Source organism: Thiobacillus sp. (genome assembly GCF_018780105.1).
Taxonomy (GTDB): Bacteria; Pseudomonadota; Gammaproteobacteria; order Burkholderiales; family Thiobacillaceae; genus Thiobacillus.
The window spans coordinates 23,468-34,061 of sequence record NZ_JADMKC010000039.1 but is presented as its reverse complement, the minus strand read 5'-3'; the positions used below and the strand labels follow the sequence as shown (position 1 = coordinate 34,061).

Genomic DNA, 10,594 nt, shown 5'->3' with positions numbered 1-10,594 from the left:
ACCGATGCGGCACTGGCCATCATCTCGGCAAACGCGTTCGAGAAGGGCGCCGAAAACGAGGTAGGCATCACAGGCGAGGATTTCTTCACCAAACCCCTGCGCGTCGAAGAACTGCTCGACTGGCTCGGCAACCGGCTGGCGCTGGACTGGGTGCGGGTGGAGCGCCCCGCCGCCGTCGTGCCCGCGCTGGCGCCGGCACCCGCCATCGTCGCCCCCGACCCGGCGCAACTGGCCATGCTCGGCGAACTGATCGACCTTGGTTACATGCGTGGCATTCTCAACAAGCTTGACGAGATCGAATGCCTGGCTGGCGGCGTGCATGGCGAATTCGTCCACGTGATGCGCAGCCTGGCCCAGCGTTTCCAGTTCGAGGCAATGAAGGAAGTTTTACGAAAGAGCACCGATGCCAGCCATTGATCGCATGAACGAGGATGTCGTCCTGATCGTGGACGACGTGCCCGAGAATCTTTCCCTGCTGTACGACGCCCTCGACGAGGCCGGCTATGCCGTGCTGGTGGCCACCAACGGCGAAAGCGCCCTGCAGCGTGCGCGCCAGAGCCTGCCCGATGTCATCCTGCTGGATGCCGTGATGCCCGGCATGGATGGCTTCGAAGTGGCCCGGCAACTGAAGGCCGACGCCGACACGCAGCGCATCCCCATCATCTTCATGACCGGGCTGACCGAGACTGAGCACGTCGTCGCCGCCTTTGCCGCGGGCAGCACCGACTACCTCACCAAGCCCATCCGCCCCTCCGAAGTGCTGGCCCGCATCGCCGCCCATGTCCAGAGCGCCCGGCAGACGCAGCAGGCGCGCAGCGTGCTGGACGCGTACGGACAGGCCTGCGTGTCGATGCGGCCGACCGACGGCGCACTGCTCTGGCAAACCCCGCTGGCGCGCACCCTGCTGCTCAAATACGGTGGCCCGGACCAGCAGTCGCTGGTTTCCCGCATCCACGCCTGGTTGCACATTGCGGTCGCCAGCCCGCCACCACCCGCCACGCTGGAAATCATGGGCGAAGAGGGGCGGATGGTGTGCGCCCTGCACGGCCTCACCGAAGAGGGCGAGTGCCTGCTGGTGCTGCACGAGGAAAGCGATGCCGCCATGACCAAGGTTTTGGTGGAGGCTTTCCGGCTCACCCTGCGCGAAGCGGAAGTGCTGTACTGGGTGATCTACGGCAAGACCAACCGCGACATCGGCGACATCCTCGGCATCAGCCACCGCACCATCAACAAGCACCTGGAAAACCTGTTCGAAAAACTCGGGGTGGAAACCCGTACCGCGGCGGCGGCCGTGGCCATGCGGCGGCTGCAGTTGCCAGCGCAGACCGAAACGAAAAAGCCCTGAGCGAAACTGCGCCCGGGGCGTCGAGGGGCTGCGGTCATTACTCCTGCGGGTAGTCGGCAATCGGCCATGCCCGCTTGTGGGGTTCCCCGGCTAGCGATCAGGCAGGGGGGCGGTCTGCGGTCATCGCCACGCCGGGCAGAAAACGCTGCAGAACATGGTGGGTCATGCCCTTGGCCAGTTCTTCCTCGCCGAAGAAAACCGTGCCGACGCCTTCCTTGCTCAACAAATCCGACTCGTCCTCGCTATGGGTGCGCAGCACGATCTCGATGCCGGGATTGAGCGCGCGCGCGGTGTCGGCCATTTGCCGCACGTTGATCAGGTCGGGCGTGGCGACGACCAGCATGGCCGCGTGGGCAATATGGGCCTGCACCAGCACCGCTGGATCGACGGCATCACCGGACACGGCCGCGATCCCCATTTTGCGCAATTCCTCGACCACTTCGCGATTCTGCTCCGCAACCACATAGGGAATGCCGCGCGCATCCAGGGCTGTGGCAATGCGACGCCCCACCCGGCCGTAACCCACCAGAACCACTTGCCCTTCGAGGTATTGGCGTGCGGTGCTCGTGGGCAGTTCGGCATACGGGTCTTCGCGCCGTTCCAGCGTGCGCGCCAGTTCGGAGCGCAGCAGAAGCAGGCGCTGGACCGGCGCAATGGCGGCAAACAGGAAGGGATTGAGGGCGATCGAAATCAACGCGCCCGCCAGTACCAGGCTCATGCCTTCGGCGGGCAGCAAGCCAAGCGACAGGCCCAGCCCGGCCAGAATGAATGAAAACTCGCCGATCTGCGCCAGGCTCGCCGCGACCGTCAGGGCGGTATTGAGCGGGTAGCGGAATGCGAGCACCAGGGCCAGCGCCGCAAACATCTTGCCGAGAACGATGATGGCGACCACGCCGAGCACCCGGAGTGGTTGCTCGACCAGAATCGCGGGTTCGAACAGCATGCCCACCGACACGAAGAACAACACCGAGAAGGCATCGCGCAGCGGCAAGGATTCTTGCGCTGCCCGATGGCTGAACTCGGATTCGCGCATCACCATGCCGGCAAAAAACGCGCCGAGGGCGAACGACACGCTGAACAGTTGCGCTGCGCCAAAGGCAATGCCGATCGCCGATGCGATCACGGCCAGCGTGAACAGTTCGCGCGAGCCGGTGCGCGCCACCTGCCACAGCAGCCAGGGCAACACGCGGCGGCCGGCCACCAGCATCAGCGCAATAAAGGCCGACACTTCCAGCAGCGTGATCCCGATGGTCATCCATAGCGGGTCGGCATCCGCGACGGGCGCGTTCGCGCCGCCGAGTGCGCCGGCAAGCGGCGGCATCAACACCAGCACCAGCACACAGACCAGATCCTCGATCACCAGCCAGCCGACCGCGATCCGGCCATTCATCGAATCGAGCACGCCTCGGGCTTCAAGCGCCTTGAGCAGCACCACGGTACTGGCACAGGACAGCGACAAGCCGAAGATCAAGCCGCTGCCCCAGTGCCAGCCCCACCACCAGGCCATGAACATGCCCAGCACAGTGGCCAGCCCCATCTGCACCACCGCGCCGGGCACGGCGATGCGTTTGACCGCCAGCAGGTCGTTCAGCGAGAAATGCAGTCCGACACCGAACATCAGCAGCATGACGCCGATCTCCGACAGCTGGGCGGCGATGTGCATGTCGGCCACGAAACCGGGCGTTGCCGGGCCGATGAGGATGCCGGCCACCAGATAGCCGGCCAGCGCCGGCAACCTGACCCGCTCGGCGATAAAGCCGAGGATCAAGGCCATGCCGAAGCCGGCTGCAATGGTGGTGATCAGGGAAATGTTGTGATCCATTCCTCTCCTTTCGCCGGATTACCGGGATGGGCGCGGTTGAAGCCAATCGATGCTCGGGTGATGACGCATGCCGTACGCGCGGGGCATACAGGTCGGCCGTTCGGCGATGCGCGGGCACGCCAACGAGCAGTCTGGAACGTACCACGGTTTTTCGGCGCTGGGATCGGGGCCTGCATCGCGGCCGCCCGGACAGGGGCAATGGGCTTGCATCTGATGGCGCCTCCTGCTGAAAGGGGACGAGCGAAACACTGCGCTATTCGCAGGGCATCGGCCTCCGGAATCGCGGGGTCGTTTTGTGCGGGTTGACACATTCCAATAATCGTTAGATTATGAGAAGCATGAACAAACGCCAAACCAAAGACCTCCTCTACGAACAAGTCGCGCGCATCGGCAAAGCGGTGTCCAGCCCCAAGCGCCTGGAACTGCTGGAAGTCCTGGCGCAGGGCGAGAAGACCGTCGACGCCCTGGCTGCCGAAGCCAGCATCGACATCAAGCTCGCCAGCGCCCATCTCAAGGTGCTCAAGGAAGCGCGGCTGGTGGAGGCGCGCCGCGAGGGACGCTACATCGCCTACCGATTGAGCGGCGAGGACGTCAGTGCGCTGTGGGTCAATCTGCGCACGGTGGCGGAAGAGCATCTGGTCGAACTCAAGGTGCAAATGGAGCGGATCTTTGCCGCACCGGAAAAGCTCGACGCCGAAACGCGGCAATCGCTGATGGAGAAGGCGCGCCGCGGCGACGTGGTGGTGATCGACGTGCGTCCGTCGACCGAATACGCCAGCGGCCATCTGCCGTTTGCGCGCTCGATGCCGCTCGACGAAATCCGTCAGCGCATCAAGGAACTGCCTGCCGGCAAGGACATCGTCGCCTACTGCCGCGGGCCGTTCTGCATGATGTCCGCCGAAGCCGTAACGCTGCTGCAAGAGCACGGCTACCGCGCGCAAAAAATCGCCGACGGCACAGCCGAGTGGCAGGCCGCCGGTCTGCCGCTCGCTACACCCTGACCGCTCACCGCGCCCTGACCTCTCACCACTCACTCATACCAAGGAGACCCCCATGTTTTTCCGTCAATTGCTGGCCAAAGACGCCACGCTGTCCTACTTTCTCGGCTGCGGCTCGTGCCATGTCGGGGTCGCCATCGACCCGGTGCTCGGCGACGAGCAGTGGTTCATCGACGAAGCCGCCAAACAGGACGTGAAAATCACCCACGTCATCGACACCCACGTCCATGCCGACCACTTTTCCGGCGGCCGCGCGCTCGCCGAAAAAACCGGCGCGGTCTACTGCCTGCATGAATCCAACGGCAGCCGCGTGAACTATCCGTTCGAGCCGCTGAAAGACGGCCAGCGCATCGAGGTCGGCAATGTCTTCGTCGATGTACTGCACACCCCCGGCCACACGCCCGACTCGATCTGCCTGCTGGTAACCGACAAGCGCCGCACCGAAACGCCGTGGTTCGTGCTCACCGGCGACACCCTGTTTGTCGGCAGCGCCGGGCGTCCCGATCTGGCGGGCAAGGAGACCGAAATGGCCGGGCAGATTTACGACAGCGTGCATCAGAAGTTGCTGACGCTGCCTGCCGAGGTCGAACTGTATCCCGGCCACACCTCGGGCAGCGTCTGCGGCGCCGGCATGTCGGGCAAGCCGACCTCGACCATCGGCTACGAGAAGCGCTGGAATCCCATGCTGGCGCTGGATCGCGCAGGCTTTGTCGCCGCGCTGACCGAGACCATTCCGCCGCGTCCAGCTGAAATGGATCGCATGGTGCAGGCGAACCTGGGCTAAATAATCATGCTCTATTACGCCACCAAGCTGGTCGTTTCAGCGCTGATTATTCTGGCCGTGTCCGAGCTGGCCAAGCGTCTGCCGGGCTTTGCCGCTCTGGTAGCGTCCTTGCCGCTGATTTCCGTGCTGGCATTTGTCTGGATGCATCTGGAAGGATCGAGCAATGCCGCCGTCGCCGACTTGTCCGGGCAGATTTTCTGGCTGGTGATTCCCTCGCTGCTGTTGTTCGTCGCGCTCGCGTTCCTGCTGCGGCACGGCGTGGATTTCTGGCTCGGTCTGGCCGTTTCAGCGGGGCTGACGGTGGCGGCGTATCTGGCGCTGTTGCCGGTGCTGCGTAAATTTGGAGTGCAACTGTAATGACCACGATTCGTAGCGGTTTACCGGATTTCCAGTTCGGCATCCGCGTCAACCTCGCCCAGTTTGCGCATCAGCTGGTGCAGGTGTTTTTCGTTGGCCTGACCATCGGCATGTTCCGCACCGTGGTGCCTGCGCTCGCCGAGTCCGAGTTCGGCGTTGCAAAGGGCTCGTTCATGATGCTGATGGCGTTCGTCACCGCCTTCGGCTTCGTCAAGGGCACGCTCAACTTCGTCGCCGGGCGGCTGTCCGAGCGTATCGGCCGCAAGAAGGTGCTGTTCATCGGCTGGCTGGCCGCGGTGCCGATTCCCTTCATGATCCTGTACGCGCCGAGCTGGAGCTGGATCGTGGCGGCGACGGTGCTGCTGGGCATCAATCAGGGCCTCACCTGGTCGATGACGCAGACCTCCAAGCTCGACCTCACCACCGCCGACCAGCGCGGCCTCACCATCGGCCTCAACGAATTCGCCGGCTACTTCGGCGTCGCCGTCGCGGGCGTCGTCACCGGCTATCTCGCCACGGCTTACAGCCCGCGTGAAGGCCTGATGCTGTTCGGCCTGGTGGTGGTGGGGCTGGCCGGACTGCTGACGCTGCTGTGGGTGAAGGACACCCTGCCGTGGGCGCATGCTGAGGGCAAAAAACACGCCGCCGGCCTGATGAGCGGACCGAAACCACGCTACCCGGCCAACATCGCGAACAGCCCCAGCACTTGGGACGTGTTCACCCTGATGTCGTGGCGCGACGCGCGCATGGCGTCGATCAGCCAGGCCGGGCTGGTGGAGAAATTCGTCGATGCGCTGGTGTGGGTGTTCTTCCCGGTTTATCTGTATCAGCACGGCCTGAGTCTGGCCGGCATCGGCTGGGTCGTCGGCGTCTACGGCTTCGTCTGGGGGCTGTCGCAGTTCCTCACCGGCCACTGGTCGGATCGCGTCGGCCGCAAGAAACCGATCGTCGCCGGCATGTGGCTGTGCGGCGCCGGCGTCGCGCTGGTGCTGCTGGGCGAAGGCGAACTGTGGTGGTCGTTTTCCGCCGCAGTGATGGGCTTCGGCATGGCGCTGCTGTACCCCACGCTGTCCGCCGCCGTGTCCGACATCGCCCACCCCAACTGGCGCGGTTCAGCGATAGGTATTTATCGGTTTTGGCGCGACCTCGGCTACGGCATCGGCGCGCTGCTGCTGGGCGCGGTGGCGGCGCTGTTCGGTGGCATCGAGGCCGGCTTCTGGTTCACCGCTGGTGCCATGTTTGTCTCCGGTCTCGTTGTCCTGCTGGCGTGCGCGGAAACGCACCCGCGCCTCAATCCGGCCGACTGATCTTTTCCAGGGAATATTCATGAACAAGCTTTTGATGGTCCTGTTTGCCAGCCTTGTTGTGCTGGTCGCGCCCGCCCGGGCGGAAGAGAACCCCGCCGTGGTCGACGCGCTGTCCGGCTACATGGACTTCGCCGAATACGGCAGCAGCCTGATCTGGCCTGAGCAAATTCCCGCCGAGGACTGGAAAAAAGTCTTCATCGTCGATGCGCGCGACGCCGCGCAGTATGCGAAGGAACACATCCCCGGCGCCGTCAACATCGACTGGCGGCAGGCCGTGGCGCGCCGTGCCGAACTGCCGAAAGACCGCATGGTGGTGGTGTACTGCAACTCCGGTTCGCTATCGGCGCAGGCGGTGTTCGCGCTGCGCCTCTTGGGCTACGACAACGTCAAGGTGCTGCAGGACGGCATCGAAGGCTGGAAGGCCAAGGGCGGCTTCGACGCCCACGCGCGCGCCAGCGCCAACTCCAATAAACCAGCCGGACACTGATCGGCGGCGTGCCGCGATTGCAGGTCTGAACCCGCCAGGGCACAGAATTTTCAGCCGCCCGTCCGGGCCTTGAGGCCCGGCCAGACGACGCATCGATTAATCAGGTTTGCGTTTTTGATGGAGGGCAGTGATATGGACATCCTTGCAATCCTCGCCGGCATGGTGACCGGTATGGTGTTGGGCCTGTTTGGCAGCGGCGGCTCCATCATTGCCCTGCCGGCGCTGATGTATCTGCTCGACGTGGCGCCGAAATCCGCCATCGCCATGAGCCTGGGCGTGGTGGGCGTCACCGCCACGATCACGGCCATTGACCATTGGCGGCGCGGCAACGTGGTCATCCGGGTGGCGCTGGTATTCGGCCTGTTCGGCGTGATGGGCACCTTCGCCGGGGCACGCCTAGGCCTGCTGACGCCGGTGGTGATCCAGCTTGGCCTGTTCGCACTGGTGATGTATGCCGCCGCCTGGCGCATGTTGAAACCGGTCAAGTTGAATCCCGCCCCGTCCGTTGCGGCACCGGCGGGCGGCATGCTTGCCGGCGCCGACGGCACGGTTGCCCTCAGCCATTGCCACGACTTTTTCTCACCCTGCATGGGACACATTGCGCTGCACGGCATCGGCGTCGGCATCCTCACCGGCCTGGTGGGGGTGGGCGGCGGTTTCCTGATCGTGCCGGCGCTGGTGCTGCTCTCCGGCATCCCCATGAAGCAGGCGGTGGGCACTTCGCTCGCCATCGTCGCCGCCAAATCCTACGCCGGGTTCGCCGGCTACATGGGCGGCGTGCCAATCGACTACGCCTTGATGGGCGCGTTTACCGCCGTCACCGTTGTGGGCAGTTTCATCGGCACACGATTGGCGGGATACGTTTCGCAGGACGCCCTGAAAAAAGCTTTCGCCTGGTTCCTGGTGGCGGTGGCCAGCTACATTTTGCTGAAAAGCGTGGTGGGAGAATTAGCGTGAGTGTGCAGGTTCGGGTGATTTCGCAGCATCCCCCAGGCGGGCGATGCAGTCTTTATGCCGCTTTGCCGAGGTGCTGGCTGCGCATCTGGATACGCGCACGGAGGTCGTGGTCACGAGCGAGCGCGGCGCGCATGGCTCGGGTTTTCCGTCTCTGTGGTTGAATGGACTTCCCGTTCAGCCGGCCGATGGGGTGATCCTGACGCCGGCGGATGTGTGTGCGGCACTGGCGGTGGCGGGGCAGAATGAAGCGACCCTGGCCGGGCTGGCCGAAGCGCTGGAAGCGCCGCTGGAACGCATGATGGACGGTGCGTAAGCGCCGCACATTTTTCGCGCGGCATAGAGGTGAACCCAATGAATCCATCCTCCCGGGGCAACGTCCTGATCCTGGCGCTCGGCCAGGCCCTGATGCTGTCCGCCATTGTCCTGTCGATGACGCTCGCCGCCATCCTCGGCGCCATGCTCGCGCCCGACAAGGGGCTGGCGACGTTGCCGGTGGCGGCCATGGTGATCGGCACCGCCGTCGCCTCGCTGCCCGCCGGCATGCTGATGCGCCGGTTCGGCCGTCGCCCGGGATTCTTGATCGGCGCGCTGCTCGGCATCGGCGGCAGCCTGCTGTGCGCTTTCGCGCTTCATCAGAGCGACTTTGCTGTGTTTGTCGTCGGGCATGTGCTGCTCGGCAGCTATCAGGGATTTGCCAATTACTACCGCTTCGCCGCCGTCGAAGCCGCCGGTTCAGACCATGCAGGCAAGGCCATTTCGCTGGTGGTGGCCGGGGGCGTGGTCGCAGCTTTCCTCGGCCCCCAGATCGGGTTGTGGGGGCGCGACTGGATTGCGGGCGAACTCTTTGTCGGCGCCTATCTGGCGCAGGCAGGCTTGAGTCTTGCCGCCTTGCTTTTGCTCACCCGCCTGAGCCTCCCCAAGGTGGCCACAGTGCACGCCGGCACGCCGCGACCGTTGCGTGTATTGCTGCGCCAACCGGATTTGCGGGTGGCGATCTTCGGCGCCGCAACCGGCTATGCCGTCATGATCATGGTGATGACGGCGACCCCGCTGGCGATACTGGGCTGCGGCTTGCCGGGTTCGAACGTCACGCCGGTGATCCAGTGGCATGTGGTGGGCATGTTCGCGCCGTCGTTTTTTACCGGCGCCCTGATCGAGCGCTATGGCGCGCCGCGCATCATGCAGGCCGGGTTTGTCCTGCTGCTCGGTAATGTCGTGCTGGCCTTGTCCGGGGTCGAGTTCCTGCATTTTCTGTCGGCGCTGGTGTTGCTTGGCGTCGGCTGGAATTTTGCCTTTATCGGCGGCACTGCCTTGCTGACCCGGACATACCAACCCGCCGAACGCTTGAAGGTGCAGGCGGTGAACGAATTTGCCGTCTTCGGTTTTGCGGCGCTTGCCACCCTGTCAGCAGGCTGGCTCTATGACCGCTTCGGCTGGAGTACGCTGAACCTCTCAGTCATCCCCATCCTGCTCGCTGCGCTGATCGCAAGCATCGTCATCGAGCGGCGCTTGCACCGGGTAGTGGCGCCGGCATGAACCCCGCCGACTACGATGCTTGGTACGACACTCCACGCGGGCGCCGGATCGGCGAGGCCGAATACGCCCTGGCCGCGCGCCAGCTCGATGCACAGCCGGGCGACAGCCTGCTCGATGTCGGTTGCGGCACCGGCTGGTTCAGCCGCCGCGCCGCAGCCGACGGTCTCGTTGTCACCGGACTCGATCCGAATCCTGCATGGCTGGATTTTGCGCGCGCACACAGCAGCCCGGCCTTGAGCTGGGTAGAGGGCGATGCACGCGCGTTGCCCTGTGCCGACGGCAGCTTCGATCACGTCCTCTCCATCGCGGCGCTGTGCTTTATCGACGACGAACGCCGGGCCGTGGCCGAGTGTGTGCGGGTGGCGCGGCGGCGCTTTGCCATCGGCTGGCTCAACCGTTCCAGCCTGCTCTACTGGCAAAAAGGCAGGCACGGCGGCAGTGGCGCGTACCGGGGTGCGCGCTGGCACGATGCACGCGAAATCCGCAGCCTGTTCGCCGGCTTGCCGGTCAAAAACATGCGGCTGCGCTCGGCCATTTTTCTGCCTGCTGCAACCCGCTGCGCCGCCCGACTGGAGCGCATTCTCCCCAGCGTATTGCCCTGGGGTGGCCTGATGCTGGCAAGCGGCGAAACCATCTGATCCTGCCGGCGCATTGCCCGGGCAGGCGGAACACCGAGCGCGTTCCATTCCAGACCTGATCGCTAACCTGGCGATAGACGCGACTGTCTGATTTTTGACCGGGAGCGGCCTTCCAGAAAACAGCAAGTGACCAAAGCACCCCTTCATTGATTGGCATATCGCTTGTCCGCACCATTCATGTGCGCTGTGCGGTGCCACCCTTTTGCTGCCCATCTAACAAACGACCGTAAAACCGATGGGTAGGCATCACAGTATCTCTTTGCATTTCCATGGAAATGTATTTGTAAGCCTCAACCGTCATTACAACTTACAAACGACACGATTCGTCCTTGGTGCGGGCTGCTCAAGGGGGGTGCACGTCCT

11 protein-coding genes and 1 pseudogene are annotated in these 10,594 nt (G+C 64.3%); 11 read left to right on the top strand and 1 reads right to left on the bottom strand.

The genetic code is table 11. The features are described from left to right. Positions 1 to 417, top strand: a pseudogene (locus IV098_RS14400) (hybrid sensor histidine kinase/response regulator); the annotation flags it as partial. Beyond that, positions 404 to 1,345, top strand: a complete 942-nt coding sequence (locus IV098_RS14395) for a response regulator (RefSeq protein WP_296890277.1) — start codon at positions 404 to 406, stop codon at positions 1,343 to 1,345. The pseudogene IV098_RS14400 and the gene IV098_RS14395, both read left to right, overlap by 14 nt. A gap of 97 nt (positions 1,346 to 1,442) precedes the next feature. Here IV098_RS14395 and ybaL read toward each other — a convergent pair whose 3' ends face one another. Continuing rightward, positions 1,443 to 3,167: a YbaL family putative K(+) efflux transporter gene (gene ybaL / locus IV098_RS14390; RefSeq protein WP_296890275.1), complete on the bottom strand. Its 1,725-nt coding sequence runs from the start codon at positions 3,165 to 3,167 to the stop codon at positions 1,443 to 1,445. A gap of 338 nt (positions 3,168 to 3,505) precedes the next feature. On the opposite strand from ybaL, the gene IV098_RS14385 reads away from it, so the two are divergent. The 9 genes from IV098_RS14385 to IV098_RS14345 all read left to right on the top strand — a co-directional run bounded on the left by IV098_RS14385 (position 3,506) and on the right by IV098_RS14345 (position 10,231). Next, the gene (locus IV098_RS14385) at positions 3,506 to 4,168 is read left to right on the top strand and encodes a metalloregulator ArsR/SmtB family transcription factor (protein ID WP_296890274.1); all 663 of its coding nucleotides are present in this window, start codon (positions 3,506 to 3,508) and stop codon (positions 4,166 to 4,168) included. 52 nt (positions 4,169 to 4,220) lie between these two features. Beyond that, on the top strand, positions 4,221 to 4,949 hold the full coding sequence (locus IV098_RS14380; protein WP_296890272.1) for an MBL fold metallo-hydrolase: 729 nt from the start codon (positions 4,221 to 4,223) through the stop codon (positions 4,947 to 4,949). Positions 4,950 to 4,955: 6 nt separating this feature from the next. Beyond that, positions 4,956 to 5,306: a DUF3147 family protein gene (locus IV098_RS14375; RefSeq protein ID WP_296890270.1), complete on the top strand. Its 351-nt coding sequence runs from the start codon at positions 4,956 to 4,958 to the stop codon at positions 5,304 to 5,306. Next, a complete protein-coding gene (locus IV098_RS14370; RefSeq protein WP_296890268.1) occupies positions 5,306 to 6,613 on the top strand; it encodes an MFS transporter in 1,308 nt (435 codons plus the stop codon). Before IV098_RS14375 ends, IV098_RS14370 begins: the two co-directional genes overlap by 1 nt. 19 nt (positions 6,614 to 6,632) lie before the next feature. After that, the gene (locus tag IV098_RS14365) at positions 6,633 to 7,100 is read left to right on the top strand and encodes a rhodanese-like domain-containing protein (RefSeq protein ID WP_296890266.1); all 468 of its coding nucleotides are present in this window, start codon (positions 6,633 to 6,635) and stop codon (positions 7,098 to 7,100) included. Positions 7,101 to 7,232: 132 nt separating this feature from the next. After that, positions 7,233 to 8,057 carry a sulfite exporter TauE/SafE family protein gene (locus tag IV098_RS14360; RefSeq protein WP_296890264.1) on the top strand — a complete coding sequence of 275 codons (825 nt, stop codon included), beginning with the start codon at positions 7,233 to 7,235 and terminating at the stop codon, positions 8,055 to 8,057. Positions 8,058 to 8,100: 43 nt separating this feature from the next. Further along, positions 8,101 to 8,370, top strand: coding sequence for a hypothetical protein (locus IV098_RS14355; protein WP_296890262.1), 270 nt, complete (start codon positions 8,101 to 8,103; stop codon positions 8,368 to 8,370). 38 nt (positions 8,371 to 8,408) lie between these two features. Further along, positions 8,409 to 9,593, top strand: a complete 1,185-nt coding sequence (locus IV098_RS14350; RefSeq protein WP_296890260.1) for an MFS transporter — start codon at positions 8,409 to 8,411, stop codon at positions 9,591 to 9,593. Further along, the gene (locus IV098_RS14345; RefSeq protein ID WP_296890258.1) at positions 9,590 to 10,231 is read left to right on the top strand and encodes a class I SAM-dependent methyltransferase; all 642 of its coding nucleotides are present in this window, start codon (positions 9,590 to 9,592) and stop codon (positions 10,229 to 10,231) included. Before IV098_RS14350 ends, IV098_RS14345 begins: the two co-directional genes overlap by 4 nt. Positions 10,232 to 10,594 lie beyond the last annotated feature (363 nt).